26 protein-coding genes and 1 pseudogene are annotated in these 25,589 nt (G+C 59.3%); 9 read left to right on the top strand and 18 right to left on the bottom strand.

Annotation, left to right across the window (positions count from 1 at the left end):
• Nucleotides 1–18 precede the first annotated feature (18 nt).
• The 7 genes from NKJ46_RS11590 to NKJ46_RS11560 all read left to right on the top strand — a co-directional run bounded on the left by NKJ46_RS11590 (nucleotide 19) and on the right by NKJ46_RS11560 (nucleotide 6,275).
• Nucleotides 19–1,401: an aspartate aminotransferase family protein gene (locus NKJ46_RS11590; RefSeq protein WP_352664990.1), complete on the top strand. Its 1,383-nt coding sequence runs from the start codon at nucleotides 19–21 to the stop codon at nucleotides 1,399–1,401.
• A gap of 35 nt (nucleotides 1,402–1,436) precedes the next feature.
• The gene (locus NKJ46_RS11585; protein ID WP_352643410.1) at nucleotides 1,437–2,213 is read left to right on the top strand and encodes an amino acid ABC transporter ATP-binding protein; all 777 of its coding nucleotides are present in this window, start codon (nucleotides 1,437–1,439) and stop codon (nucleotides 2,211–2,213) included.
• Nucleotides 2,214–2,312: 99 nt separating this feature from the next.
• Nucleotides 2,313–3,071 carry a transporter substrate-binding domain-containing protein gene (locus NKJ46_RS11580; protein ID WP_352665119.1) on the top strand — a complete coding sequence of 253 codons (759 nt, stop codon included), beginning with the start codon at nucleotides 2,313–2,315 and terminating at the stop codon, nucleotides 3,069–3,071.
• A 58-nt stretch (nucleotides 3,072–3,129) separates the two neighbouring features.
• The gene (locus NKJ46_RS11575) at nucleotides 3,130–3,843 is read left to right on the top strand and encodes an ABC transporter permease subunit (protein ID WP_352664987.1); all 714 of its coding nucleotides are present in this window, start codon (nucleotides 3,130–3,132) and stop codon (nucleotides 3,841–3,843) included.
• A gap of 1 nt (nucleotide 3,844) precedes the next feature.
• Nucleotides 3,845–4,537 carry an ABC transporter permease gene (locus NKJ46_RS11570; RefSeq protein ID WP_352664985.1) on the top strand — a complete coding sequence of 231 codons (693 nt, stop codon included), beginning with the start codon at nucleotides 3,845–3,847 and terminating at the stop codon, nucleotides 4,535–4,537.
• Nucleotides 4,538–4,547: 10 nt separating this feature from the next.
• Complete coding sequence (locus NKJ46_RS11565) at nucleotides 4,548–4,901, top strand: cupin domain-containing protein (protein WP_352643415.1); 354 nt, start codon at nucleotides 4,548–4,550, stop codon at nucleotides 4,899–4,901.
• 30 nt (nucleotides 4,902–4,931) lie between these two features.
• A complete protein-coding gene (locus tag NKJ46_RS11560) occupies nucleotides 4,932–6,275 on the top strand; it encodes an NAD(P)/FAD-dependent oxidoreductase (protein WP_502903388.1) in 1,344 nt (447 codons plus the stop codon).
• Nucleotides 6,276–6,431: 156 nt separating this feature from the next.
• Here NKJ46_RS11560 and NKJ46_RS11555 read toward each other — a convergent pair.
• The 9 genes and pseudogenes from NKJ46_RS11555 to NKJ46_RS11515 form a co-directional block, all read right to left on the bottom strand.
• A pseudogene (locus NKJ46_RS11555) lies at nucleotides 6,432–6,518 on the bottom strand (ferritin-like domain-containing protein); the annotation flags it as partial.
• 588 nt (nucleotides 6,519–7,106) lie between these two features.
• A complete protein-coding gene (locus NKJ46_RS11550; RefSeq protein ID WP_352664980.1) occupies nucleotides 7,107–7,799 on the bottom strand; it encodes an amino acid ABC transporter permease in 693 nt (230 codons plus the stop codon).
• A gap of 17 nt (nucleotides 7,800–7,816) precedes the next feature.
• Entirely contained in the window at nucleotides 7,817–8,533 is a 717-nt protein-coding gene (locus tag NKJ46_RS11545; RefSeq protein WP_352664978.1) for an amino acid ABC transporter permease, read from the bottom strand.
• Between the two features lie 67 nt (nucleotides 8,534–8,600).
• Nucleotides 8,601–9,428 (bottom strand): transporter substrate-binding domain-containing protein, encoded by an 828-nt coding sequence (locus NKJ46_RS11540; RefSeq protein ID WP_352664976.1) that lies wholly within the window; start codon nucleotides 9,426–9,428, stop codon nucleotides 8,601–8,603.
• Nucleotides 9,429–9,452: 24 nt separating this feature from the next.
• A complete protein-coding gene (locus NKJ46_RS11535; RefSeq protein WP_352664973.1) occupies nucleotides 9,453–10,193 on the bottom strand; it encodes an amino acid ABC transporter ATP-binding protein in 741 nt (246 codons plus the stop codon).
• Between the two features lie 57 nt (nucleotides 10,194–10,250).
• Complete coding sequence (locus tag NKJ46_RS11530) at nucleotides 10,251–10,814, bottom strand: peroxidase-related enzyme (protein ID WP_352664971.1); 564 nt, start codon at nucleotides 10,812–10,814, stop codon at nucleotides 10,251–10,253.
• The gene (locus NKJ46_RS11525; RefSeq protein ID WP_352664970.1) at nucleotides 10,811–11,293 is read right to left on the bottom strand and encodes a CMD domain-containing protein; all 483 of its coding nucleotides are present in this window, start codon (nucleotides 11,291–11,293) and stop codon (nucleotides 10,811–10,813) included. Before NKJ46_RS11525 ends, NKJ46_RS11530 begins: the two co-directional genes overlap by 4 nt.
• Nucleotides 11,290–12,759 carry an NAD(P)-binding domain-containing protein gene (locus NKJ46_RS11520; RefSeq protein WP_352664968.1) on the bottom strand — a complete coding sequence of 490 codons (1,470 nt, stop codon included), beginning with the start codon at nucleotides 12,757–12,759 and terminating at the stop codon, nucleotides 11,290–11,292. The genes NKJ46_RS11525 and NKJ46_RS11520 overlap by 4 nt, the downstream gene beginning before the upstream one ends.
• Nucleotides 12,756–13,727, bottom strand: a complete 972-nt coding sequence (locus tag NKJ46_RS11515; RefSeq protein WP_352664966.1) for a LysR family transcriptional regulator — start codon at nucleotides 13,725–13,727, stop codon at nucleotides 12,756–12,758. The genes NKJ46_RS11520 and NKJ46_RS11515 overlap by 4 nt, the downstream gene beginning before the upstream one ends.
• 231 nt (nucleotides 13,728–13,958) lie before the next feature.
• Between NKJ46_RS11515 and NKJ46_RS11510 the strand changes: the two genes are divergently transcribed.
• Nucleotides 13,959–15,029, top strand: coding sequence for an NAD/NADP octopine/nopaline dehydrogenase family protein (locus tag NKJ46_RS11510; protein ID WP_352664964.1), 1,071 nt, complete (start codon nucleotides 13,959–13,961; stop codon nucleotides 15,027–15,029).
• Between the two features lie 198 nt (nucleotides 15,030–15,227).
• On the opposite strand, the gene NKJ46_RS11505 is transcribed toward NKJ46_RS11510, so the two are convergent.
• The 5 genes from NKJ46_RS11505 to NKJ46_RS11485 all read right to left on the bottom strand — a co-directional run bounded on the left by NKJ46_RS11505 (nucleotide 15,228) and on the right by NKJ46_RS11485 (nucleotide 20,573).
• Entirely contained in the window at nucleotides 15,228–16,016 is a 789-nt protein-coding gene (locus tag NKJ46_RS11505) for an amino acid ABC transporter ATP-binding protein (protein WP_502903387.1), read from the bottom strand.
• Between the two features lie 10 nt (nucleotides 16,017–16,026).
• Complete coding sequence (locus NKJ46_RS11500) at nucleotides 16,027–17,118, bottom strand: amino acid ABC transporter permease (RefSeq protein WP_352664962.1); 1,092 nt, start codon at nucleotides 17,116–17,118, stop codon at nucleotides 16,027–16,029.
• A 2-nt stretch (nucleotides 17,119–17,120) separates the two neighbouring features.
• The gene (locus NKJ46_RS11495) at nucleotides 17,121–18,236 is read right to left on the bottom strand and encodes an amino acid ABC transporter permease (RefSeq protein WP_352664960.1); all 1,116 of its coding nucleotides are present in this window, start codon (nucleotides 18,234–18,236) and stop codon (nucleotides 17,121–17,123) included.
• A 65-nt stretch (nucleotides 18,237–18,301) separates the two neighbouring features.
• Nucleotides 18,302–19,342 (bottom strand): transporter substrate-binding domain-containing protein, encoded by a 1,041-nt coding sequence (locus NKJ46_RS11490; protein ID WP_352664958.1) that lies wholly within the window; start codon nucleotides 19,340–19,342, stop codon nucleotides 18,302–18,304.
• Between the two features lie 22 nt (nucleotides 19,343–19,364).
• The gene (locus NKJ46_RS11485; protein ID WP_352664956.1) at nucleotides 19,365–20,573 is read right to left on the bottom strand and encodes a trans-sulfuration enzyme family protein; all 1,209 of its coding nucleotides are present in this window, start codon (nucleotides 20,571–20,573) and stop codon (nucleotides 19,365–19,367) included.
• A 79-nt stretch (nucleotides 20,574–20,652) separates the two neighbouring features.
• Between NKJ46_RS11485 and NKJ46_RS11480 the strand changes: the two genes are divergently transcribed.
• A complete protein-coding gene (locus NKJ46_RS11480) occupies nucleotides 20,653–21,549 on the top strand; it encodes a LysR family transcriptional regulator (protein ID WP_352664953.1) in 897 nt (298 codons plus the stop codon).
• A 272-nt stretch (nucleotides 21,550–21,821) separates the two neighbouring features.
• Here the strand turns inward: NKJ46_RS11480 and NKJ46_RS11475 are convergent, their stop codons facing one another.
• The 4 genes from NKJ46_RS11475 to NKJ46_RS11460 form a co-directional block, all read right to left on the bottom strand.
• Complete coding sequence (locus NKJ46_RS11475; protein ID WP_352665115.1) at nucleotides 21,822–22,601, bottom strand: ABC transporter ATP-binding protein; 780 nt, start codon at nucleotides 22,599–22,601, stop codon at nucleotides 21,822–21,824.
• Nucleotides 22,602–22,608: 7 nt separating this feature from the next.
• On the bottom strand, nucleotides 22,609–23,379 hold the full coding sequence (locus NKJ46_RS11470; RefSeq protein WP_352665113.1) for an ABC transporter permease: 771 nt from the start codon (nucleotides 23,377–23,379) through the stop codon (nucleotides 22,609–22,611).
• A 79-nt stretch (nucleotides 23,380–23,458) separates the two neighbouring features.
• Nucleotides 23,459–24,802: a histidinol dehydrogenase gene (hisD, locus tag NKJ46_RS11465; RefSeq protein WP_352664951.1), complete on the bottom strand. Its 1,344-nt coding sequence runs from the start codon at nucleotides 24,800–24,802 to the stop codon at nucleotides 23,459–23,461.
• A gap of 29 nt (nucleotides 24,803–24,831) precedes the next feature.
• Nucleotides 24,832–25,572, bottom strand: coding sequence for an SDR family NAD(P)-dependent oxidoreductase (locus tag NKJ46_RS11460; protein WP_352664949.1), 741 nt, complete (start codon nucleotides 25,570–25,572; stop codon nucleotides 24,832–24,834).
• Nucleotides 25,573–25,589: the final 17 nt, after the last annotated feature.

Below are 25,589 nucleotides of genomic sequence, written 5' to 3'. Positions count from 1 at the left end.
CCGCTTGAGGATCCGAGGATGACAAATACTGCCGATATTGCCGAAATGGACCGCCGTTCGGTTCTGCATCCCTTCACTTATTTGAAAGATTTTGCTTCGGGCGCGAATGAGCCGACGATCATGGAAACCGGCAAAGGGGTCCGCGTCCGGGACGCCAGCGGACGGGAATACATCGATGGCTTTGCGGGACTGTATTGCGTCAATATCGGCTATGGCCGAACTGAGGTCGCGGAAGCCATTGCGCGCCAAGCCTATAAGCTGGCTTACTATCATTCTTATGCTGCGCACACCACCGAAGAACTCGCCCGCCTGTCGGATCGGCTCGTCAGGATGGCGCCAGGTAACATGTCGAAAGTCTTCTACGGGCTTTCTGGGTCCGACGCCAACGAGACACAGGCCAAGATCGTTTGGTATTTCAACAATCTGCGCGGTAGGCCGAAGAAGAAGAAGATCATAGCCCGAGAGCGCGGCTATCATGGCTGTTCGGTGGTATCCGGCTCGATGACGGGAATGAGTTTTTATCACGATCATATGGATCTGCCTATTTCCGGCATCCTCCGCACGGGTGTGCCGCATTTCTATCGCGGCGCCCTGCCGGGCGAAACGGAGGAGGCGTTCTCGCAGCGCCGCGCGGATGAGCTGGAGGCGCTGATTGTTGCCGAAGGGCCCGAAACCGTCGCCGCTTTCATAGCCGAGCCGGTGCTCGGGACTGGCGGGCTCACGCCCCCACCAGCGGGCTATTGGGCCAATATACAGGTCGTATTGAAGAAATACGACGTGCTTCTGATCGCCGACGAGGTGATTTGCGGTTTTGGCCGAACCGGGGCCATGTTCGGCTCGGACCTCTATAGGATAGAACCGGATCTGGTTACCGTCGCCAAGGGGCTGACTTCCGCCTACGCGCCGCTGTCGGCGTCGATCATCTCGGAGGAAATCTACCAAGTCATGGAGGAGGCGACGCCCAGAGTCGGCCCCTTCTCGCATGGCTATACCTATTCGGGGCATCCGATCGGGGCGGCGGCGGCGAATGCCGTACTCGACATAGTCGAGCGTGAGGATCTCCCCGGACAGGCCGCCAGCAGGGGCGCCTACCTTCTGAAGAGCCTTAAGGCGGCCTTCGAGCAGAATCCGATTGTCGGGGAAGTGCGTGGCGTCGGCATGATGGCCGCTGTTGAATTCGTCGCGGACCGCGAGACCAAAGAGGCGTTCGACCCAACCCTGAAGGTCGGGGTCCGCATCTCTCAGGCGGCGCGCGACCGCAATCTCATTGCCCGTGCCATGCCGCATGGAGACATTCTAGGGTTTGCGCCGCCCCTTGTTATGACGGAATCCGAAATCGATGAGATGGTCTCGATCGCCAAGGCGGCCGTAAACGAGATCGCCCAAACGATCGAAGGTTGAAGCGGCGGAGCAACGGTGGAGTGGATGGAAACGGCGTGGCCCCTGTTCTGAAAGTTCACGAACTTCGCAAAGCCTTCGGCGCAACCAGCGTTCTAAACGGGGTGAGCTTCCAGATGCGGCAGGGCGAGGTCATTTCCCTGGTTGGTTCTTCCGGCTCAGGAAAGAGCACCGCGCTCCGATGCATTAATTTCCTCGAAACCCCGAGCTCGGGCGAGATCGAGGTGATGGGCGACGCGATTTCCGCCGTCCAGAACGAACGCCACGAAACGGAAATCGTCAACGCGGCCAATATCAGGGTTTTTCGCCGCCGCATCGGCATGGTGTTTCAGAGCTTCAATCTATGGCCCCATCGGACCGTGCTCGGAAATGTGACCGAAGCACTGATCTACGTGCTGCGGCAGGACAAGCGGGAAGCGGAAGAAACAGCGCTCTCCGCCCTCTCGAAGGTGGGCATGGCCGACTTTCGCCACCGATATCCAAGCCAGCTTTCGGGCGGCCAGCAGCAGCGCGTGGCAATCGCGCGTGTCCTGGCGATGCGGCCTAAACTGATGCTTTTTGATGAACCAACCTCCGCGCTTGATCCCGAACTGGTCGGCGAGGTCTTGAAGGTCATCAGAACGCTTGCCGGCGAGGGGGCGACCATTCTCCTCGTCACGCATGAAATGAGGTTCGCACGGGAGGTGTCGAACCGAATGATATTCCTGCACAAAGGTACCGTTGAGCAGGATGCCGTGCCGGAAGAACTGTTTTGCAGTCCCGCATCAGAAGCGGTGAAGCGGTTCCTTTCCAGCGTTATTTCAACCGCCGCTTGATAGCGGCAATCAACCAAAAGCAAAAAAAGGGGAAATTACATGCTCGCAAAGAACTCATTTCGCTCGGTCTTCGCATCCTGCCTTATCCTGACGACAACAATGGGCATCGCACGGGCCGAGGACGGCGTTTTGCGCGTCGGCACCGAGGGCGATGCGCCGCAATTCAGCATGGCCGATGCCAACGGCAACGTCACCGGCTTCGACGCCGATATCGCCAACGGCATCTGCGCCGAACTTAAGGTCAAGTGCAAATTCGTGGTTCAGACGTTCAGTTCGCTGGTTCCGTCGATGGACAAGGATCGCTTCGATGTCATCATCTCGGGTCTCGGCATCACCGACGAGAGAATGAAGAAGATCGACTACTCCATTCCATACGCAACCACGCCCCAGTATTTTGTGGTTCCCAAGGATTCTCCTCTCGTCGGGCTGAAGAGCCTTGCGGAAATTGAAAAGGCGCTGGCCGGAAAAACCATAGGTGTCGTGAACGGCACCACCTACGCACAGTTCATCAAGAAACATATTCCGACCGCAGACTTGAAGACCTACGATGCCACTACCCAGCAGAATTCCGATCTGGCGACAGGCCGGCTCGACGCCGCCTTTGGCGATTCCCCGACCTGGGTCGATTTCCTAGGCTCGCCGGACGGAGCCAACTTTGCCCGCATCGACGTCAAGGTCACCGGTGCGGACGATCACGAAACGCTGGGCTATGGCATGGGCGTCGGCCTGCGTAAGGGCAATACCGAGCTCAAAGCCAAGCTGGACGCCGCGCTCTGTGACATGATCACCAACGGTACAGTAAAGGCGACCTCGCAAAACTGGTTCAAGGACGACTACACCATCCCGTGCAAGAAGTGATCCTCCGACAGCCAACAGACCGTCGCGGCTTTGCCGCGACGGTCCCGGGATGTTTTTCATGTTGAACGAGATTTGGGTGCTGATGGTGGACAAGGGCTGGGCCCTTGCACTGCTGCGCGGCGCCGGCACTACGGTTCTGATCGGTTTTCTCGGCGTGGTCCTGGGACTGGCGGCGGCAATACCGCTTGCCATCCTTCGTTGGCGCCGGCTGCCTGTCCTGTCGCAGGTTGTCGATGCCTACAGCATCGTCATTCGCGGCATTCCGGGACTGCTGGTTATCTATCTCCTGTTTTTCGGCTCGGTCGATTGGGTACAGAAAATCGCCTCCGCGTTCGGCTATGCGAACAGCGCCGAAAACGCCTATCCGCTCATTGTCGGTGTTATCGCAATCGCCGCCATCTCGTGCGCCTACTCGATTGAAGTCATACGAGGCGCACTGCAGGCCGTACCCGTTGGCCTGCTGGAAGCGGCCCGATCGCTTTCGTTGACGCCACGCTTGACCTTTTTTCGCGTGACGCTGCCGCTTGCCCTCCGACTTGCTCTGGGCGGGATCAACAACGTATGGCAAATGACGATCAAGGATACGTCGCTGGTCTCCGTCGTCGGCATGCAGGAACTGATGCGCACAGCAGCGGTCGCCGCCGGCATCACCCGTTCGCCGCTTCTGTTCTATTGCCTTGCGGCCGCGATGTTTTTTGCCATGACCGCGGTGAGCCAGGTTCTGTTCAACCGCGCCGAAAAATACTTCAATCGCGGCTTCGATAGAGGGTAAAATGGATCTCGGCATCATTACCTATGCGGTTCCATTTCTTTTCGTTGGCGCCAAGACAACTCTGCTGATTGCAATCTTCGGGATCGGCATTGGGTTGCCGTTCGGCATTCTGTTGGCAACAGCCCGCACGTCTCAAGTCGGCACGATCCGGAGATGCGCCGATTTCTATTGCGCGGTTTTCAGGGGCACGCCGATGCTCGTGCAGATCTTCGTCATTTACTACGGCCTCGCCCAGATCGGTTTCATACGCCACAATACGATCATCTGGTGGCTGATCGGCGACAGTCTGCATGCCGCCATCCTCGCTGTCATTCTCAACACGGGTGCCTACACGGCGGAAATCTTCCGCACCGCTCTCCTCTCGCTGCCGCGTGGGCTGATCGAAGCGGCGGAGGCCTGCGGCATGTCCCCGTGGGTGATCTTCCAGCGTATAAAATTCCCCTTGGCGCTGCGGCAGGCCTTGCCTTCCTACAGCACTGAGGTCGCCGTTATCGTCAAGGAATCGAGCCTAGCTTCCACCATAACGGTCCTTGAAATCACCGGCTATGCCAAACGGCTGATGAGCGAGACATTCGCTATCATGGAAATTTTCGTCATCACCGCCGTCTTTTATCTCGTGATCAACGTCGTCTGTCTGACTGCTCTGAATGTCATCGAAAGGCGCTTGTCTTTCGAGACGCGCTCCGCACGCTGAAAGGTCCTCCATGTCAAAGCTTACCTTCGTCGACCATGACAATCTCCCCGAACCTAGGAGAGGCGAACCGCTGCCGGAACGACGCGTGGAAGGCGATCCGCGTTTTCTGACTTGGGATATCGCGCAAACCGCCGATGGACAGGTGCAGGCCGGCGTATGGGAGGTCACGCCCGGCGCCTATCGTTCCGTCAAGGGCGAAACCTTCGAGTTCTGCTATATCCTTTCGGGGGTCTCGGAACTCATCGAGGACGGGTTCGAGCCACGTCGAATCGCGGCGGGCGATGCTTTCGTGATGCATCCCGGGTTCACGGGGGTCTGGCGGGTGATCGAAACGACACGAAAGCTATGGGTCTCCCGCGATTGAGCGGAACCCCTGTGAGCTGATTGGACCAAGATGCACGCCATGGATATCGAAGATTCCACACGCCCCTTCAAGTCCGTGCCGTATTGGTGGGACGACTGCTCCTTTTCTCCCTTGCCGGTGCGGCCGGTGGCCCCTCGATGCGACGTCGCCATCGTCGGCGGCGGCTATGCTGGGCTGTCGGCGGCCATTGAGCTTGCAAGGGCCGAGCGCAGCGTTCAGCTTTTCGACCGGTTGCCGATAGGGCAAGCCGCATCCAGCCGCAACGGCGGCATGGCGAGCGGCAGCATCAGGCCGGGCCGTAAAGAGTTGATCAGGAGGTTTGGAGAAGCTCGCGCCAACGGCATCTTGATGGAAGGACAGGCTGCCCGGGAGGATCTTTGGAGCTTCCTTCAAGAGGAGGGGGTGGAGTGCGAATTCTTCCTATCGGGCCTTTTCGATGGAGCGATAAATCAACACGATTCTGACGAATTGAGCCGCTACGCCGAGCTATTGCAACGTTTTCTCGGGATTGAGGCGTATTCAGTCGCCCGCGCGGAAGTGCCGCGATACATCGGAACCGACTTCTACTCTGGTGGCTTCGTGCGCATGGATATCGGCGGGCTTCACCCCGCCAAGCTGCTTTCCGGCATACTGCGGGTCGCCCAGGCGACAGATGCGGTCATCCATGAGAACACCGCGGTTCTGGGGACAAGTGCGGAGGTGGGTGGCGTGCGCGTGGCCACATCGCGCGGCGAGGTGTTTGCGAAGAAGGTGCTGGTGTGCACCAATGCCTATACTGATGGCTTCGATCGCTGGCTTCGCCGTCGACTCGTGCCGGTACGAAGTCGCATCGTCGCCACTGAGCCCCTGGGTGACGGCGTTATGGAGCGCCTGATGCCGAAGCGGATGATGTACGGCGACACGAGGCAGCTCAGCTACTACTACCGTCCATCGCCAGACGGCTCACGCATTCTCTTTGGCGGGCGCGACGGCACGACGGAAGGGGACCCGCTCGCCCCCACCACACACCTGCGCTCCGAACTTGGCCGCATATTCCCCGAACTGGCGGGTATTGGTCTTACGCATAGCTGGTTCGGGCAGGTTGCGATGAACCGAGACATGATCCCACGCATGTTTACTTTGGGAGACACGGTTTACGCCACTGGCTTCTGCGGCTCTGGCGTGGTTTGGGCGCCCTGGCTCGGCAAGAAGGCAGCCTTCAAACTTCTTGGCGAGACGGAGAAGGCCCGATCGGCTTTCGACTTCGATCCGCCGCCGAAGGCAGTGCCGTTCTACCGAGGCAAGCCATGGTTCATCCCGATCGTCTATTCACTCTACGAGTGGAAGGACAAACGCGCCATGTTCCGACGGAATAGAAGGCAAGCGCGGTCATGACCTTTCTTCCCAGTGATCGCATTGAGTAGCACACCCGACCATCGCTCTCCGTTGGCGGCAAGTCGAGCGACCGTCACGTTCAGCCCGAGTAAATCCGATGAAACCGCCCCCAAGAAGCAAAGGGATGACTGTTGACGCCTCCGAAGGCCGGGACATCAACTTGTCTTGTTGGGCCTTCTCTCGGTCAAGGATATCGCTGAGCAGCTTGTGCGCCTCGTCATGCCCGAGGTCCTGTGCCCATTGCCCGCAAAGAGGCTCAAAGCCGCCGTTCACGTCGCGGCGCGCAAGTCAGATTCGGTCCAAATCGGTCTTTTTACGGTTCTACAATTGGGGATCGACGGGGGTTCTTGGAAGCTTTTCGAACTTTTTGCCTTGCCCCTCCAGCCGAATTGCGGCGCTTATAAAAGAGGCCGGGCGTCGGAACGCGTTGGGGGCCTAGCTAGCTTCTTAATCAACGCGGTCGCTCTTGGAGATGCTCCCGGCAGTTTGACCACAGTACGACCACAAGCAGCGCGCTCGCTCACGTGTGGGGGCCCGGGTGAGGGCACCTCAGCGCAACCGATGAGCGTTGCTCCCGAAGGCAGCACTCAGCACGATCGTTCGATCGCTTTAAGCTCGAGCTTCAGAATAGGGCACGGCGAACGCTTATGCATGCACGTCGTGGCGCGGGATGGTGATAGCGGCGGACCGCTGTCTATGGAATCGCGTCAAATCACCGGTACATACATCGGCTATTTGAGGTTCTCCTCGGGCTTTTCATCCCCAAAAGAATTGTCTCCCAGGTGCGGCTCGATATCCGAAGCTTGGCGATCCTGACCCACATACTTGCCCTCACGTCCGCACCCTCAGCGCCTGCTCCAGCCTGTCGGCAATCTGTGTGACGATATAGGCAATCACCATATAGATCACGACGGCAATAACGAAGGCTTCGAGGTAGTAGTAGTTCAGCGCGGCGGTCAACTGGGACTGGGCGAAGATATCGACAACCTCGATGGCGAATCCGAGAGAAAGGGCCTTCATGATGACCATCATCGAAGTTGTCAGGTCAGGAATTGCCGTGAGGGCCACCTGGGGAAATAGGATACGTCGGAACAGTTGGCCGCCCGTATAGCCCAGCGAATGGGCTGCGTCCGACTGACCGGTGTCGAATGCATTCAGGGCTCCCTTGATAATCTCCGATTGGAACGCGGCGACACAGCCGGTAATCGCAACTACAAGGATGACCCAATTGGGGGTTTCGTGGGCGTTGAAGTTGATCCCCAGCAATGAGAACAGGAACTGGAATGCGGGCGGCAGACCGAAATAGGCGAGGAAAATCACGATGACCATCGGAACGCCCTTGAAGACGATCTTGTAAGTCATGATGAGCTCTCGCAGCACCGGCACCCGTCTGTATTCGATAAGCGCGAATATGCCGCCGACTATCGTCGACAGGACGAAAATCATGAGCGCCATTGCAATTGTCACGGGTACGGCACTCAGAATTTCCTGCGTGTCCTGAAGCAAAATATCGGTATCAAACATGGTTGAATACCCTTACGTCAGACGCTCGCGAGGAGCTGGTTCTTGATCGGAGTTGTTGTCGTCGCCTCAGGCGCTTGCATCGGTGATCGAAGCTCGAAGAAGCGCACGATGAGCCATGCGACCAGGCACATCAGCGAATAGATGACCGCCAGGACGAGGTAGGTTTCGAACTGGAACTGGTTGTAATCGCGCTCCATGATCAGATGCGCGGTCGCCATGACGTCGGCCGCCCCGATGTACATGACCAGCGCAACGTTATGGATCAGGTAGATGATGGAGTTTCCATAGCCCGGCAAAGCGAAGTGCACCGCTTGCGGGCCGACGACGCGAGTAATTTTCTGTCGGAACGTATATCCAAGGCTGTCGGCCGCATCGTGCTGGCCGCGATCGACGGCCAGGTATGCAGGCCGCATAACTTCCGACAGATAGCCGCCGTGGTAGAGGCTCAACCCCACCATGGCAGCCATCGTCGCCGAAATAAAATCTTTGGCGCCGAACAGGATCACCAACAGCGGAAGCCCATAAAACGCGACGAACAACTGCAGTACGACAGGAACACTGCGGGCATAGGACACGTAGAGGTCCACCAGGTGACTGATGACTGGCACCCTGCGGACCCGGAGGGTTGTCGCGATGAGAGCCAGGCAGAACCCGGAAATGAGGGCTGTAAACGTGATGGCGAGCGTCAGCGGCAGTGCCGAGAGCAACTCGGGAATCATAGCAGATACATCCACTTTGAAACGCTCCTTCTTGCAATTCAGCCTTGCCGCTGACTAGCGAATATGGTCGTCGACGGCCGTGCTATTTCATGTACTGGACGATGCCCTCGCCGAACCACTTCTGCGAGAGCTTTTCGATCGTGCCGTCGCCCTTCAATTCCTTGAGAACCTTGTTCACATCGTCGGCCAGAACCTTGTTCTCGTCAGATCTGTGGATCAGCATGTAGGTGTTGTTGCTGAACACTGGTTCGGACGCCACGATATCGAGTTTCTTTTGCTCGATGACGGTCTGCTCACCGAGATTCGACGGCAGGACGAGAGCGTCGAACTTGCCATTCTGAACTTCGTCAAGCCGGTTCGGGTAGGGAATACCGGCACTCGACGCCGTAACATCGAGCTTGTATTGCGGGTTTTCTTTCTGCCAATTCATGATGAACTTGTAGGTTCCACCGCCGGCCGTGGTCGGAACGATCCTCTTGCCGACCAGGTCTTTCATTTCCTTAATGCCGCTGTCTTTCTTGCTGTAAATCTTCATCAGGCTGGCGCCCATAGGATTTTCCGGAATGAGGAACTGCTTGGCGCGCTCGGGGGACTTGTAGTAGCCACCGACCGCGATGTCGTACTTGCCCGTGGCGAGGCCAGTTTCCTGCGCGATATCCGAGACGCCTTCCATCTCGAACTTGTATTGCGGCAGCTTTGCGTTGATCGCCCTCAGGAGATCGGGCTCATAGCCTTGCGGCTCGACGCCGATCGCGCCCCATGCCAGCGGCTTGGATTCGGCAGACGTGGCGATCTTGATCGTCCGGAGCGTTTCGCCGTGACTGATCCCCACAGTTGCAAGGGCGATTGCGATGCCGCCGGCAACAGCCAAGGCAGCGCGGCGGGACAAACTGGATGTGATTGCAGACATTTCTTAGGTTCCCTTCTTGTTGAGCTATTGAAAAGCAAGTTCTGACTGCAGGAATTGAGCAAGTCGCGGGCTGGAAGGTGCATCGAAGATTTCAGCCGGGCTGCCATCGGCGGCAACCACGCCACGATCCATGAAAACGATCCGGTTGGAGATGTTCTTTGCGAATTGCATCTCGTGGGTCACAAGCAGTGAAGTGATCCCTGACGAGGTGACATCCTTGATCACCTTTAGAACTTCACCGACGAGCTCGGGATCCAGCGATGACGTAGGCTCATCGAAGAGTATCACGTCGGGACGAACCGCCAGGGCGCGCGCGATGCCGGTGCGCTGGAGCTGGCCGCCCGACAGCTGGGAGGGATAGCTGTCCCGCTTCGGGGTGAGGCCGACCCGCTCGAGCTCCCGCAAGGCGATCTCCCGCGCCTCGTCCGCGGACTTGCGCTGCACGACGACCAGCGGATCCATGACGTTTTGGAGGACGGTCATGTTCTTGAAGACGTTGAATTGCTGAAAGACCATCGCTGTCCGGAGCCGGATCGCCTGGATGGCTGCCTTGTCGGCGCGCTGGTAATCCATCTGAATCTGATCGAACGCGATGGTTCCAGATGCCGGCTTAACCAGGTAGTTGATGCATTTCAGCAGGGTGGTCTTGCCGGTGCCGCTGGGACCGATAATTGACACAACGTCACCTCGCTTTACCGAGAGATTGACGCCGTTCAGGACCTGCGTGCTTCCGTAAGACAGCTTTATATCTTTGAGTTCAAGCATTCTGGTTGGTGCCCTTCACAGTATGGGACGGAGTGCCTTGACCGTATGCGACAATCATCACCCGCTCTCCGCATGGCCGAGAACGTGCATCAGCCGGTTTGCCCAGCCGAAGATCGATATGGCGTGGATCAGGTCTATGATTTCGCGCTCATCCATGCCGACAGATCGAAGCGCGGCGATATCGTCCGCCGTCGCTACCGACGGTGCCGCCGACAGGCGGCGGGCAAAGCTGTAGATTGCTGCATCGCGTGGGCCGAGCGCTTCAGGTTTGTCGAGATACAGGGCGGTGACCACTTCGTCGCTCTTGGTCAGCTCTGCATGCCTGCGGGCGTGAACTACGGCACAGAATTTGCAGCCATTAACGATCGAGGCGCCCAATGCACCAAGTTCGCGGTCGGGACGAGCAAGCCCGCCTTCGACATACATGATTGCGTTGAACAAGATGGTGCGGGCAAGATAGCTCTCTGGGTCATGCGCAAGGGTGCGCACATATTCCGAAACTTTCTTGGCCGATGGCGTGACCTTCATCGCGTCAAGCTGTTCCGGCGTGGCCTCGGATAGCTCGACCGGCGCGATGTAGGGATGCCAATTCAACGGCTTCAGGCGAACCGAGGAAATCATGTCGACCTCATCAGGCGCAAGCCGGCCGCCACCCGTGTCTGGAAGTTGACAAAGGCAATCAGCTCGGAGAGCGCGACGATCTGAGGATTGTTCAATCCGGCCTTGGCGAGGAGGGCAATATGACTCGCTTCCGCCTTTTTCGGCGTCAGGGTGACCAGGTCAACATGACGAACGATGGTCGCCAGGGGTTCATTCAAATCCGTTTCCCCCTGGGCCAAGGCCAGAAGCTCGTCAGTCGGACCAAGCTGAGCCAGCTGCACATCGTATTCGGCCACCAGGATCGGATCGGCGTTCAGGGCCGCCATGCGACGGGCAAGAGCAACCCGCAAATTGGGCGCAAGCCCTTGGTCGTTTGCTGGCTGCAGTACGGAGAGGCGACATTCTTCCGCCCCCTGCACGAATTCAGGCCGAAACCGCCTTGCGGCGAAAAGGGTATCATCCGGTGAAAGGCCGGCAGCCTTGTCCATCGCGTCGATCACAACGCGGCCTCCTTCTGCAGCAAGGGAGTTGAATCGACCCATTCGTCGCCCAGCAGTTCCGGAGTGTCGAAAGCAATGAGATTGGCGAAGTGGGTTTCGACGTCTTCGGCAAAAAGCGATGCAGTAATGCCGCGGACCAGGCGGTCGGCGCCGGCACTGACAGCCGGGATATCGCCGGAGACCTTGCCGTGGGTCAGCATGGCCGCGTCGTTGAAGCAGTGGATATCCGCCAGCATCGGGCAAGAGCCGGGGACACGTTCGCGAAATTCGAAGGCGGGACCAAGATCCGGAGCATCGGACATGCCTGCACGCGGCGGTCCCAAATCCGGTGAATATCGACCATCCGACCAAGTGCGGATGTGCGGGGCGAGCGCGGCAAATTCCGGGCGGTCGCTGAAGTCGTTCGAAAAGCCGGTTGCAGCGATCAGGAAGTCGTAATGCATCGGCCCCTGCGTTGTTTCGATCAGCAGGTCCCCGGCATCTTCCTTTACCGCGAGTATGCCGCAGTCGAGAAAGAACCGAGCATTGGAGTGGCGAGATACGCGAAGTGTCGAAGAACGCGGCGGCGGCGTCTGAGTTGAGGCGGTGTAGTCGAAGAATTTCCACTTCCACGCGTCGGGTAGTTCATGGATGCCGAGTACGACACCCGGGCTGCCAATGCCGGTCAGCTTGTTGATGCGTGGCATTTGCTTGCGCCGGATCAACATGTCGACAGAGCCGGCGCCCGCCTCAAGTGCGGTCGCAGCATTGTCCATGGAAGAGGCACCGGCGCCAATCACCGCCACGCGCTTGCCTTTCAGCGCATCGAAATCGATGTCGTCGGCAGAATGGGCCCAATAGGCGCGGTCGATCCCGTTGAGGAAATCGGGTACGGCAAAACCGCCCAGACCGGAGCGACCGGTGGCCAGAACGAGACGACGGGTGAAAACCCGGCCGGATTCCGCGCCCTCGATATCGATCGCAATCAGATCACCAACCGGTGCGACGGCGGTCATGCGCACGCTGTTGCGCACTGGCAGAGCAAGGACTTTGCGATACCAGACCAGGTAATCCATCCACTGGCCCTTGGGGATTTTGTCCAGCGACCGCCAGGCCTCAACGCCCCATTGCGCCGTGAACCAGGCGCGGAACGTCAATTGCGGCAGGCCGAGCGACGGACCGTGCAGGGTCTTCGGCGACCGGAGCGTTTGCATGCGGGCAAACGTTACCCATGGTCCTTCGAGCCCGGCCGGAGCCGCATCATAGGCGACGACATTGGTTATCCCGGTCAGCACCAGCTTTGCCGTGGCAGCAAGTCCGCACATGCCGGCGCCGATCACCACGACGTCACGGACAGGAACACCATCATGCGAACGCGCGGGGACCCATGGCTTGGCAGGCAGTTCGAGGAAGTCGAGATCCTGCGCCAGCTGTGCTTCGAGCGCGGCAAGACCTGTCATAATTGGCGCGGTGGGGGTATGCTTCATATTCCCGTTCCGTGATTTGTGGCGGATGCAGGATCGGTCACCAATTGGCCGGCCAAGGCCGGATCGAGTTTCTTGAAGCCGACGATCGATCGTTCAGCCACCGCTTCGACCGCCTCCATCAACGCCTGTGCGACTGGACGAAGGGGACGTTTTTCGGCAGCCACAACCCCCCAATAAAAGAGAACGGTCGCGTCAATCGGGCGGATGGCGACCCCAGGCAAGGCCACGCCATAGGCGGTGAGGGGATCAATGACAGCGGCAACGCCGGTCCGGCGCACAAGCTGCAACGCGCCATAGGCAGTATTCGTCCGGATCACTGGGCCGGTGTCGATGCCCCTGGCGGCCAATGCCTTGGAGACGTGCAGTTGGAAACGCAGCGGGTTGAGCAACGTAGCGACGCGACGGCCGGCAAAGGCCGAAAGCGGTATGACATCAAGTTCTGCCAGCGGATCGTCCTCCCGCACGGCGGCAACATCGGGCGCCGAATAGAGCCGAAGGACATCCAGGCCGGGCGTATCGAGCGGCAGGCTCGAAAACCCGATCTCGGCACGACCGCTGCGCACTTCCTGGGCGACGATGGAGGGAAGAAACTGTCCGAGATGTGTCTCGTGCGGAAGCTCGATACCGTTGAGCTCGGCCATGGCCGTCGGGATTAGCCCAGTGCCGATCGCAGAGGTTGTGACGATCTGCAGGATCCGACCCCGGCCGGCGGCGATCATCTTGGCCCGCGCCGCGAGTTCGGTGAAGGACATCAGCAGTCGCCGCGCTTCTTCTTCAAATGCGACACCCTCTTCAGATAGCTGCACCCGTCGACCGACCCGGTGCAGCAATTCGAAGCCAAGTTCTGCCTCAAGATCCTGAATGGTGCGTGTCACCGCAGGTTGGGAACGCCCGAGCATGTCAGCCGCCTTGGTAATGCTGCCGCTGGCAGCAACCGCAAGGAAGGTCTGAAGGTCCCGAGTTTCCATATTCTCCCTACATGTGAAATCCGTATGATTGACATCGTCTCATTCATTTTTGATATATGTCAAGCGGAAACTAATGTTCACAGGGGCGCTTGCCGGCTCAGAGCCGGAGCCCTTGATCGAAACGGCTGGGGGCAACCGACGTGACTCCAATTCGAACCTCGTGATGAAAAAACTTGTAAGCGGGGACGGCAAGGATTCTCGAACCATAAAGCCTGCAACAGGAGGAATGTTATGCGCGTGAGTATTCTGGGCGCCGGAGCAATTGCCTATGGCCTTGCGGCCTATTTGGCACAATCGGGACACTCGCCAACACTTTGGTCACCGTCGGGACACCGCACCAGAACGTTGGCTACTGGCGAATTATTGAAGGCGACGGGTGATATCGAGGCGACGGTGCCGGTGCGCATTGCCAAGGATTGTAGAGATGCTATCGACCACGCGGACGTGGTGGTGATCGCGCTTCCGGCTTACGGCCACAAGATGGTGATGGACGCCGCCGTCCCTCATCTGGCAGATGGAATTCCGGTCATCATCAGTTCGCACAGTTCGTTCGGGGCTCTGTATCTCTCCAAGCGGTTGGCCGAACGCAAAGTCAGGTTGCCGATCGTCGTTTGGGGCACAACACTTCTGACTGGTCGCCAGCTCGGATCAACCGAAGTCAATGTCACTTCCATTCGCCAGAAGCTTGATGTTGCGACGCTGCCTTTCGATGCGCTCGACCAAGGGTACGAGCTTTGCACGGCCTTGTTCGGCGATCGTTTCGTCAAGCGCGATGGTCTGCTGGCGATTGCGCTCAGCAACCTCAATCCGCAGAACCATCTGGGAATTGCCCTTCTCAATCTAACACGCATGGAGAAGGCCGAGCAGTGGAGCCAGGGGGGAAATGTCACTCCTGCCGTTGGTCGCTTGATCGAAGCTCTGGATGCCGAACGGTTGGCCATCGCTGCCCATTTCGGTATCGCGGTTCGTACCGTCCAGGAACATTTTTCATTGTCGTTTCATGTGCCCATGAGCACTGTTTCGGACATGAACCAGGAGATGGATCGTCAAGGTCGGGGCGGGTTCGGCCCCACAACTATCGAAAGTCGCTATATTCTTGAGGACGTTCCGTTCGGCCTGTTGCCGACGGCAGTCCTTGGGAAAATCAGCGGAAATCCGGCCATACTCCATGAATCCGGAATTTCAATATTATCGGCCGCTTATGGTCGTGATCTCAGGAAAGACAATGATATTCTTCCTGTACTCGGTATCGAGGCGATGGCAAAAGCGGATCTCGAAAACCTTTGCCTCAAAGGGTTTTAACAGTGGATCCGCATCGGCCAATACAAACAAAGCCGATCGTTCGTCTAGGATGCTATCAATTCATCGGCCGACTCGCCCACAGCGGATGCCAATCCAGTTGTCGGCAAGCGTCTCTACGTCGGGATCGATTTTGGCAGAATGTGCGAACAAAATCGACATAGAGACATTGAACTCATCAAGGCCGACGAGTTCAATTACTTAATTCAGAATCTGGCTAAGAAACAGCTTGCTGCGTTCGTGAAGCGGGTTTGTGAAGAACTCGACCGGAGTGTTGGTTTCGACAATCTCGCCCTGATCCATGAACACAACGCGGTCCGCAACCTGGCGGGCGAATCCCATCTCGTGGGTGACGCACAGCATTGTCATGCCATCACCGGCCAATGACGCCATTGTATCTAGCACCTCCTTGACCATTTCGGGATCAAGTGCCGACGTCGGTTCATCGAACAGCATAATTTTCGGGTTCATGCAGAGTGAGCGAGCAATGGCTACCCGCTGCTGCTGGCCGCCAGAGAGCTGACCGGGATATTTGTGCGCCTGATCGAGAATCCCCACGCGCTCGAGATAGTGGATGGCTGTCTCTTCAGCCTCCTTGCGCTGAAGTCTGCGCACCCAGATCGGCGCCAATGTCAAATTCTCCAACACGGTCAGATGCGGAAAGAGGTTGAAATGCTGGAACACCATGCCGATGTCGCGGCGGATTTCATCGATCCTCTTCAGATCGTTCGTTAGCTCAGTACCGTCTACGACGATATGACCTTTCTGATGCTCCTCCAACCGGTTGACGCAACGGATCATCGTCGACTTGCCAGAGCCAGACGGTCCGCAGATCACCAGCTTTTCGCCGCGACGAACGGTGAGATTGATGTTCTTCAAGACATGGAAGGTCCCGTACCACTTGTTGACGCCAATCATCTCGACGGCAGCCATCTCGGCAGTAGAAGATCCAGGTTCAGCATGTCGCGTGCGAGGAGTGGAAGACAACATGTTCTTGTTCCTAGTGCGATGTCGGACCGCGCCGTTCGAGGAAGTCGGCGAAACGGGCGAAGGAGAAGGAGAGCGCAAAGAAGATCGCGCCGATGAAGAGAAAGGTCTCGGCCGCCGGCGATGGCCATTCGGGATCCGCAAGCGCTGCCTTGCCGGAACTGATCAAGTCGAACAGGCCCACGACGAGGACAAGACTGGTGTTCTTGATCATGACGATGATGGTGTTGGCTAACGCAGGGATGGCCACGCGGATGGCCTGTGGCAGGATAACCAGGTACTGGGTGCGCCAGAAGGGAAGGCCGAGCGCGGCGGCGGCCTCGTATTGCCCATTGGGGATAGCCTGAAGCCCGCCGCGGATGACCTCGGCCAGATAGGCCGCCGCAAAAATGGTCAGAGCAACCAGCGCGCGCACGAATTTGTCGGGCAGCAGCGATTCCGGCAGGAAGAGCGGCATCATGATCGATGCCACGAACAGGATAGATAAGAGGGGAAGGCCGCGCACTGATTCAATCAGTACTACCGCGCCGATCCGCACCGCAGCCATTGAAGAGCGTCGGGCCAGCGCAAGCAGGATGCCGACCGGAAAGGCGACGCCGATGGCAACGACGGTCAGTATCAACGTTACCGGAAGTCCGCCCCATGAGGACGTGGGGACCTCGACCAGGCCAAGGCCACCGCCCATCAACCAGACGATCAACGCGAATGCTGCCAACCAGAGCACGAGCAATCGGGGTCTCCAGCTCGCCGGGCGAACGGACCAGCCCAGCAGCGCCAGGATGAGTAGGCACACAATGGCGGGACGCCAGCGGTCATCAATCGGATAGATGCCGAACAGGAGTTGGCCGGACTTGGCGTATACGAAACTCCAGCAGGCTCCAACCGCCGCACGACAGGCGTTCGGGTCGCGTTCGAACAGCACTGCGTCTATGACCAGCCAGCGCAGCACTGGCGGGACGGTGACCATCAGCAGAGTGCCAAACACCAGCGTCAATGCGGCGTTGAGAGGCGTACCGAATAGGAGGCCGGCAGTACGCTGCAGAACTGGGAAGCGAACACGTCGCTCCAGGGGCTCGACGGGTAACGGGAGAGAAACGGCCTTCATGATTATCGCTCCACGATGGCGATGCGGCGGTTGTACCAGTTGGCTGCGCCTGACATGGTGAGATTGAGGGCGAGATAGACGCCGAGAATGATGAAGACGCCTTCAATGGAATGGCTGGACTTGCTGATGGTTGTATTCATGACTGCAAGGAAATCCGGATAGCCAACCGCAATCGCCAAGGTCGAGTTCTTGACGACGTTGATGTACTGGCTGTTGAGCGGTGGCACGATTACCCGCAGCATCTGGGGGATGACGATCAGGCGCAATATCTTGCCGCGCGGAAGGCCAAGCGAATGGCCAGCGTCCCACTGGCCACGGCCGATCGACAGGACACCGCCACGCACGATTTCTGCTACGAAACCCGTTGTGTAGAGGGTCAATCCGATGAGGATCGTGCTGAGCTCCGGGGTCAGTTCTTTGCCACCTTCAAAGTTCGAACCGGTGAAGACCGGCCAGTCGATGGTGAACCGCGCGTCAGCGAGCCAAACTCCTGCGGCGCTAACTGCCAGCACACTGGGCACGACGGCCTTCGGCGACCAACCTTTGCGTACTGCGATCCAGCCTGCGATAGCGAACGCGATGGCGCACAAGATCATGAGGAGACCGGTCATGCCTACGTCGATGCCAACGGCTGGCACCACGAAACCGCGCATGGAAGCATAGACGCCAGGCAGCGGGTTGAGCGCCTCGCCGACTGGCGGCAACATTTTCCACCACAGCGAATACAGGAAGATCAGAAGGACGATAGGGGGCGAATTGCGCGCCAGTTCCACCCACACGCGACATGTGCTCGCAGCCAGTGGGTTGCTGCTCAGCCGCGTGATGCCCACGATCAGTCCGAGAATGGACGAGAAGACGATGACCAGCGTGGAAATGAAGACTGTGTTGGTCAGCCCGACTACAATGGCCCAGTAGTACGGATCGCGCGACTTGTATGTGAGGATTGCCTCGGAGATGACGATCCTGGACGGCATGGACAAGAAGTCAAAGCCTATCGGGATACCGCGCGCCTCAAGGTTGGCGAAGGTGGTGCTGACGAGTAGCGCGGCGAACGCCAGGAAAGCAGTCGCCAAGGCGGCCTGAATGATGATTGATCTGGTTTTGGCGTCGCTCAACATGCTGACCTCGGATCCACATCGCTATCGGAAGCGAGGAGCGCGCCAGGCGCTCCCCTCGACGCGCCTCAATCCCACGGGAAAGGGTAGTTCAAGCCGCCATCTTTCCACAGGGCGTTCAAGCCGCGTTCGACCTTGAGCGGGCTATCCTTGCCAAGATTACGATCCCAAATCTGGGCGTAATTGCCGGTCTGCTTGATGACGTTGTAGACCCAATTGTCATCCAGCCCGAGGGGCTTGCCGAAGCCGGCTTCCTTGCCCAGCACTCGCTGGACCTCCGAATTGCCCCCAGCGAGCTTTTCGTCGATATTTTCCGACGTGATGTTGTTGGCCTCTGCCCAGAACAGGGCATTTATCGTCCATCGAACGATGTCGAAGAGCTGTTCATCGCCGCGCGCGATCGCCACGCCATTGGGCTCGGCAGCCTTTCCGACTTTGATGATGTCGTAATCGTTAGGATTCTTTGCGACCGAGGCACGCTGCCCTGCTGCCGCGGTTCCATCGGTGACGTAGGAATCGCAGCGGCCGCCGAAGAAGGCATCGCGGGCCTGGAGGGTCGAGTCGTAGTAGACCTTCTTCATCGAGATCCCGAACTCCTCCTCGGTTTCCTCGATCGCCTTCTCGGTCAAGCTGCCGCCGCCTTGAAGGCAGACAGTCTTTCCGTCGAGCAGCTTCGGCTCGGTGATTTTGTCCGCTTTGCGGACGAGGATGCCATCCGTGTCATAGAGGTTGATCCAGACGAAACGCACCACGGCATCGCGTGTGTAGGTGATCGTGGACGTGCGCGACAGAATATCGATTTCTCCAGTCTGTAGCGCAGGAAGTCGCTGAGCAGCATTGAGCGGCACGTATCGGATCTTATCCTTGTCCCCAAGAATGGCGACCGCGAATGTACGACAGATGTCGGAATCGAAGCCGCGATAATATCCCTTTTCGTCGGGGCGAGAGAGACCGGGCACGCCCTGGCTCGCGCCGCAACTGACGTAGCCGCGTGCCTTTATCTTTTCGACGACGCTTTGCGCGGCCGCATTTCCCGCGCTTGACGCCAGGCCGACCAGCCCGATCGCTAAGGCGGCAAGCCATTTATGCCCTTCGCATTTCATATCCATTCCCCTTTCGTTGAAGTTGTTGTCATTCTGCAGCCTTGGCTTCGCCAACTGTGGTTCGTCGCGTTTCCGCAAAATGCTCGAAGGCCTGTGACAGATCGGCGAGAAGGTCGCCGACGGCCTCCAGGCCGATAGAGAGCCGCCAAACTGGGCCAGGCTTCAGCCAGTCGAGGCCACTGCGGCCCTTTCGAGGATCACTGACTGAGATCAGCGAATGCACCCCACCCCAGCTTGCACCTAGCCTGAACAGTCGCATGCGACGCAGGGCCTCGGATTGGTGGGGCGCCAGTTCCGGCTGCAACACAAACGAGAAGACACCTGCCGATCCGGCGAAGTCACGCTTCCAGGTCGAGTGGCCGGGATGGTCGGGCTCACTCGGATGCAGGATCTGCGTAACCTCGGCACGCTCCGACAGCCACGATATGATGTTCTGCGCGGTGCTGTCAGCTTGGCGCATGCGCACCGGCATGGTCATCAGGCCACGTTCGCACAATGCGCAATCCTCCGGCGAAACGCCGTAACCGAGAAAACGCGCGGTATCCTTTAACCGCCGGAACAAGGTCTCGTCGTTCACCGCCACCGAGCCCATCAGCAGGTCGCCGTGGCCGCCAGCATGTTTGGAAAGTGCCTGCATCGAGATGTCGACACCATGCTTGAGTGGTTTGAACAGCAAGTGTGAGGCCCAGGTGTTGTCGACCGCGACAAGCGCGCCAGCCTCGTGGGCCGCAGCCGTGATTGCCGGCACGTCCTGTACCTCGAAGGTCGCGGAACCCGGCGATTCCACCCAGACCAGCTGCGTCCTGCCATCGATCAACGCCGAAATGCTTCCATCGAGCTTGGGGTCGTAGGTCACCGTATCGATGCCAAGGGGAGCGAGAAGGCGGGCGGCCATTTCGCGTGCCGGCCCATAGAACGTCTCCGGGATCAGAACCCGATCGCCACCATGGCAGACGGCCATGGTCGTCAGCGTTATGGCCGCCATTCCGGAAGGGACGACGAGCGCCCGAGATCCACCTTCCAGTGCAGCGATATGGTCTTCCAACTGGCGGCTGGTCGGAGTCCCGTAAAGTCCGTAACTGAAGCCATCGTACAGTCGATCGACGCGGCGCTCGAAGGAATCCAAATCGTCGAAGACGACCGTGGAGGCGCGTTCAACTGGCATCGCCAACGACTTGAATGGCTCCCCCGAGCGCCTGGGAGGATGGATATGTGAAGTATCGTCGTGTCGGGTCATGGGCGGACTTTAACTGGCTCGCCCATTGCCATCTATGACCGTGGCGATAAAGGTAATCCACTTTTGATATGGAACGCCAATGAACCCGCGCGACATCGATGTGTTCAACGCAATCATGATCACGGGTGGCGCCGGAGCAGCGGCGACGCTGCTGGATACTTCGCAGCCCGCGATAAGTCGCTCTCTGACGAAGCTGGAATCGGAGCTCGGTTTCAAGCTGTTCGACCGCATCCGCGGCAGGCTGGTGCCGACCCGGGAAGGAGAACTTTTCCACATCGAGGTAAAGGCCAATCTGGTGGGGTTGGGTCGGCTCAAGCTGCGCGCGGCCCAGATCAAGGAAGTCGGGACGGGGACGATCCGCGTTGCCAGCCTCTCGGCACTCGGCCACGGTCTGGTGCCACGTGCCATCGCGGCTTTCTCGAACAAACATCCACAGGTTCGCATCAGCTATCAGGTGCGCACGTCCAACGTCGTGCGCGATCTGGTGGCATCTGGCAGTTTCGACATCGGTCTCGCTGCCGACGAGATCGACACGACAGGCGTGCTGCACAGCATCTTCACCACCCCGCGCGCTGTCTGCGTGATGCCGAAGAACCATCGGTTGGCCCGCAAGCCCGTGGTCAGGCCTGCTGATCTTGAGGGTGAGGCGTTCCTGGCACTGTCGCCGGAAGACACGGTGCGGCTCGCCATGGACAAGATCTTTGCCGAGCATCGTGTGCGGCCGCGTGTCTTGATCGAAACACCTTACGGTCTGACCATTGCGATCCTTGCCGCGAAGGGCATGGGTATCGGTCTGGTCAATCCTTCCGTCATTGCCGACCGCATGATCGACGGCATCGTCGCCAAGCCATTCGAGCCAGCCGTGCATTTCCGAGCACTGATTTTGCGCCCCCCAGACGGCATCAACTCGACGCTGACAACCGATTTCATCGCCGAGCTTTATGCAGCGCGCAATGCGCTGTCGAGCGAGGTCTAGGCGAAGGAACTATCGCATTTGTGAGCTCAACCCCAGTGACCGCCCAGGTGTTTGGTGATGGCCTTGAATTCGTCGATCGACTGACGCTGGTCTCGATCCAGCATGCCGTATCAGGCCACAGAATAGTAGGCAGCTCAAGCCAAAGCTTGAATCTCACGGCCCCACGCTCTTGGGTTGCGTCAGGATTTAATTGTGTGTGTTCGCTGAACGAGAGATTTCGCCTGCCGCATAGTTGTCGGCGCTGCTCCTTGCCCTGATGGAGGCTATCGAACTCACTCAAAGTCCGCGCGGCTGGTCTCTTCCCGAATGGATTTCAGCACTCTTGCCTGAAGCTCAAGGACATCGCGATCATGCTGAATGCCGGTCGGCCGCGGCCTGACGGCAGGCACCGTAATGCACTCCTTGATACGACCCGGGTTGAGGCCCATGACGAAGATGCGGTCGGATAGATAGACCGCCTCCTCGACATCGTGGGTGACGAAGATCACGGTCAGGCGATGCTCCTGCCAGATCTGCATCAGCAATTCCTGCATCTGGCCACGGGTCAGCGCATCCAGCGCACCGAAGGGCTCGTCCATCAGAAGCATCTTCGGCCGATAGGACAAAGCGCGCGCAATGGCGACGCGCTGCTTCATGCCGCCAGAAAGCTGGCTCGGAAAGCTGTCGGCAAAGCGCGAAAGCTTCACCAGGTCGAGATGCTGGCGCGCCACTTCGGGAATGTCCTTAGCATCATGCCCGGTCTCGCGCAGCGCGAACTCGACGTTCTGAAGCGCGTTCAGCCATGGCAGCAAGGTGTAGGACTGGAAGACGACGCCACGGTCGCGGCCCGGTCCGATGATCGGGTTGCCGTCGACCAGCATCTCTCCTTGTTCATAGTCCTGCAGGCCGGCGATGATCGACAACAGCGTGCTCTTGCCGCAGCCCGACGCGCCAACCAGCGAGACGAACTCGTTGTCGCCGACCTCGATGTTGATGCCGTCGAGCACCTTGATCGTCGACCGGCCGTTGGTGAACGATTTTTGCAGATGCGAAATCTTAAGCTTGGGATGCATCTGCATGTCAGGACTTCCTCTCATATTTGAAGAAATGCCGACCGAGGAACCGCATAATCTGGTCCGTCGCCAGGCCCAGTATGCCGAGCACCAGTATGTAGCCGATCGCCATGTCGGTTTGCAGATAGCGCTGGGCAACCGTGATCCGGTACCCAAGCCCGGAATTGGCGGCGACCAGTTCGGCCAGCGTCACCCACGTCCAGGCCCAGCCCAGCGAGATGCGCAGCGTGTCCCAGATCTGCGGCATCGCCGAGGGCACGACAATGCGCATCAGCACGCGCAAATCGCTCATGCCCAGTGTCCGTCCGAAGCCGATGAAGTCTGTGGGAACACGCTTGATGTTGTCCTTGAACATCAGCGCCTGCTGGAAATAGGTGCCGATCCAGATGATCAGGAATTTCTGGATGTCACCGGTGCCGCTCCACAGTATGGTCAGCGGCACGAAGGCCACGACCGGCATGTAGCGGACGAAATCGAGGAACGGCTCGATGGCCGCTTCCCAGAAGCGATAGGCGCCGATCAGGATTGCCGTCGCCAGCGCCATCACCGAAGCAATGAGGAAGCCGACCATGATGCGGTAGACGCTGTTGCCGACATCGCTGGCCAGCGTTCCATCCATTGCCAGCTTTGTAAGCTTGGCGACGACGGCAAGGGGCGAGGGCAGGAAGATGGGCTTGGTCATGCCCAGCCCTGTCGCCAGGAACCACGCCGCGATGAAGAGCAGGAAGGCGCAGACGGCGATGAAGAGATAGGTCGAGCCGGAAATCTCCGCCGCCATGCTCAGCAACGGCTTGCGCTGAGGACGTTGTGTGGTCTGCTTCGGGGCCGCTGTGTCGGTTTGTATGGTCATTGTAAACTCACGGGCCGGTGAAGGGGCTGCTGTTCGACAGGATGCGATCGCGGATTTCCGAAACCGAATTGGCGTGCGCCACAAACCCCTCATAGCGAGCGAAGGTGCGGGCAGCGGGCGCCAGCCGTTGATAGGCCGCTTGCGAAAGATAGGCTATCGACGAGCGTTTCATGAAATCGAAGACAGACAGCGGTGAGGCCGTGTTGGCCCGGCCACCGGTCGGCAGGACGTGGCTCGGCCCAAGCACGAAGTTTGCAATCGGAATTGCCGAATGCGGGCCGAGCAGGATTTCGCCGGCATTCCTGATCCTTGGCAGCAGCTCGAAGGCCGATGTCGACAGCACGGCCAGATGCTCGGCCGCATAGTCGTTGACGAAGTCGAACGCGGCTTCGATCGAAGGCGCCAGCACGATGCCGCCATTCCTGCCGTTCAGCACTGTGCGGGAAAAGTCCGCGCGATACTCTCCCATTGCCTCCCAGAACTCCGGCACCGCGGCGGCGATGGCTTCCGCCAGCGCCCGGTCGGTGGTGACGACAAAGGCTGACGAGTCTGGGCCATGTTCCGATTCAACTGTCAGCTCCAGTGCGGCAAGCGCGGCCGGGACCGAGTTGTCGGCATAGACTAGCAATTCGCTCGGGCCGGCGGGGCTGCCCGGGTCGATGCGGTTCGACAGCAGCTGGCGTGCCGCGCTGACCCACGGGCTGCCGGGGCCGACGATCTTCGCGCATTTCGGCACGGTCTCGGTGCCGTAGGCGACCGCCGCCACCGCCTGGGCGCCGCCGCAGAGATAGATGTCCTCGATGCCGATCAGCGAGGCGATGAAACGCGTTGCGGCATCGGCCGTGCCGCCCGGCCCCGGCGGCGTCACGATGACCACTTTTGGCACGCCGGCCACCTTGGCGGGCACTGCGGTCATGATCGCGCTCGATGGGAAGAAACCCTTGCCGCGCGGCACATAGCAGGCGACGGAATCGATCGACGTCCAGCGGTCGCCGATCAGCGCGCCTTCGGTTGCCTCGCTCAGCCAGAGATTGTCGGGCATCTGCGCCTCATGGAAGCGCGTGATCTGCGCCACCGAAAGCCGGATCGCTGCGACGATCTCGGGATCGAGTTCCGTCTCGGCGCCGGCGATCTGGCTTTGGGAAACCTTCAGCGCCGTGCGCTCCAGCGTCACGCCGTCAAACCGGGCGGCAAGCTCGATCAAGGCATCGTCACCCCTGGTCCGGACGGCGGCGATGATCGGCTCCACCTTGCTGATCGTGTCGCTGAGATCGGCCTCGGTCCGCTCGAGCAGGCGTGTGCGGGCCTCCGGCGACATCTTGGCCAGGTCGTGGATTGCAACAGGGGGCATTTTCTTTCCTTCGTGCTGTCGGTCGCCCCTCACGGGGCGACGCGCGCGGCAAGCCAGCCGCCGTCGATGTTGAGGATATGACCGGTTATGAACTGGGCGTCGGGGCCGCACAGAAACAGGATGCCGCCGGCGACATCCTCGGCGGTGCCGACACGCCGGATCGGCGTGGTTTCGATCATGGCGCGGCGGTACCAGGCATCCCGGGCGATCCGTTCTGCGACGATCGGCGTGTTGATGACGCCGGGCGCCACGCCGTTGACGCGGATCCCGTCGGCCGACAGGTCGGCCGCGAGCTGGCGCGTCAGTTGCGACAGCGCGCCCTTGGACGCGGCATAGGGTGCGGTGTTGGGAAAACCGATCTCGCCGAACACCGAACAGACATTGACGATCGAGCCGCCCGGCCTCGCCAGATGTGGAAGCATGTCGCGGGTCAGCCGCATCGCCGCGCGCACGTTGATCCCCATGACATGGTCGATCAATGCGTCGCTGCTGTCGGCAAGCGCCTTCGGCCCGGCGACGCCGGCATTGTTGATCAGGATGTCGACGGTCCCGAATTGCGTTTTGGCGGCAGCGACGATCCGCGCCGGGGCATCGTCATCGGCGAGATCGATCGTCAGTTTCGGTTCCGCGCAGTCGGCCAGATAGTCCGCGTTCCAGTCGACCGAAAGCACCTTCGCACCTTCGGCCTGCAATCGCCCGGCCGTGGCCAGGCCGATGCCGTTGCCGGCGCCGGTCACCACGGCGGTCTTCCCTTGAAATCGCCCTTCCATCGTCAGCTCTTTCCTGA

The organism is Mesorhizobium sp. M0166, assembly GCF_040322255.1.
In the GTDB taxonomy this organism is placed as follows: domain Bacteria; phylum Pseudomonadota; class Alphaproteobacteria; order Rhizobiales; family Rhizobiaceae; genus Mesorhizobium.
Note: the sequence above shows the minus strand (reverse complement) of the source record. Positions and strands in the feature narration are given on the sequence as shown.

Coding starts and splice junctions, on each gene's coding strand:
- NKJ46_RS11540 (WP_352664976.1), bottom strand. CDS start 9,428: ATGTCTGCAATCACATCCAGTTTGTCCCGCCGCGCTGCCTTGGCTGTT.
- NKJ46_RS11580 (WP_352665119.1), top strand. CDS start 2,313: ATGGGCATCGCACGGGCCGAGGACGGCGTTTTGCGCGTCGGCACCGAG.
- NKJ46_RS11500 (WP_352664962.1), bottom strand. CDS start 17,118: ATGAAGGCCGTTTCTCTCCCGTTACCCGTCGAGCCCCTGGAGCGACGT.
- NKJ46_RS11590 (WP_352664990.1), top strand. CDS start 19: ATGACAAATACTGCCGATATTGCCGAAATGGACCGCCGTTCGGTTCTG.
- hisD (WP_352664951.1), bottom strand. CDS start 24,802: ATGCCCCCTGTTGCAATCCACGACCTGGCCAAGATGTCGCCGGAGGCC.
- NKJ46_RS11535 (WP_352664973.1), bottom strand. CDS start 10,193: ATGCTTGAACTCAAAGATATAAAGCTGTCTTACGGAAGCACGCAGGTC.
- NKJ46_RS11530 (WP_352664971.1), bottom strand. CDS start 10,814: ATGATTTCCTCGGTTCGCCTGAAGCCGTTGAATTGGCATCCCTACATC.
- NKJ46_RS11495 (WP_352664960.1), bottom strand. CDS start 18,236: ATGTTGAGCGACGCCAAAACCAGATCAATCATCATTCAGGCCGCCTTG.
- NKJ46_RS11490 (WP_352664958.1), bottom strand. CDS start 19,342: ATGGATATGAAATGCGAAGGGCATAAATGGCTTGCCGCCTTAGCGATC.
- NKJ46_RS11520 (WP_352664968.1), bottom strand. CDS start 12,759: ATGAAGCATACCCCCACCGCGCCAATTATGACAGGTCTTGCCGCGCTC.
- NKJ46_RS11505 (WP_502903387.1), bottom strand. CDS start 16,016: ATGTTGTCTTCCACTCCTCGCACGCGACATGCTGAACCTGGATCTTCT.
- NKJ46_RS11470 (WP_352665113.1), bottom strand. CDS start 23,379: ATGGCGGCGGAGATTTCCGGCTCGACCTATCTCTTCATCGCCGTCTGC.
- NKJ46_RS11570 (WP_352664985.1), top strand. CDS start 3,845: ATGGATCTCGGCATCATTACCTATGCGGTTCCATTTCTTTTCGTTGGC.
- NKJ46_RS11475 (WP_352665115.1), bottom strand. CDS start 22,601: ATGCATCCCAAGCTTAAGATTTCGCATCTGCAAAAATCGTTCACCAAC.
- NKJ46_RS11575 (WP_352664987.1), top strand. CDS start 3,130: ATGTTGAACGAGATTTGGGTGCTGATGGTGGACAAGGGCTGGGCCCTT.
- NKJ46_RS11480 (WP_352664953.1), top strand. CDS start 20,653: ATGAACCCGCGCGACATCGATGTGTTCAACGCAATCATGATCACGGGT.
- NKJ46_RS11460 (WP_352664949.1), bottom strand. CDS start 25,572: ATGGAAGGGCGATTTCAAGGGAAGACCGCCGTGGTGACCGGCGCCGGC.
- NKJ46_RS11485 (WP_352664956.1), bottom strand. CDS start 20,573: ATGACCCGACACGACGATACTTCACATATCCATCCTCCCAGGCGCTCG.
- NKJ46_RS11510 (WP_352664964.1), top strand. CDS start 13,959: ATGCGCGTGAGTATTCTGGGCGCCGGAGCAATTGCCTATGGCCTTGCG.
- NKJ46_RS11515 (WP_352664966.1), bottom strand. CDS start 13,727: ATGGAAACTCGGGACCTTCAGACCTTCCTTGCGGTTGCTGCCAGCGGC.
- NKJ46_RS11550 (WP_352664980.1), bottom strand. CDS start 7,799: ATGTTTGATACCGATATTTTGCTTCAGGACACGCAGGAAATTCTGAGT.
- NKJ46_RS11560 (WP_502903388.1), top strand. CDS start 4,932: ATGCACGCCATGGATATCGAAGATTCCACACGCCCCTTCAAGTCCGTG.
- NKJ46_RS11565 (WP_352643415.1), top strand. CDS start 4,548: ATGTCAAAGCTTACCTTCGTCGACCATGACAATCTCCCCGAACCTAGG.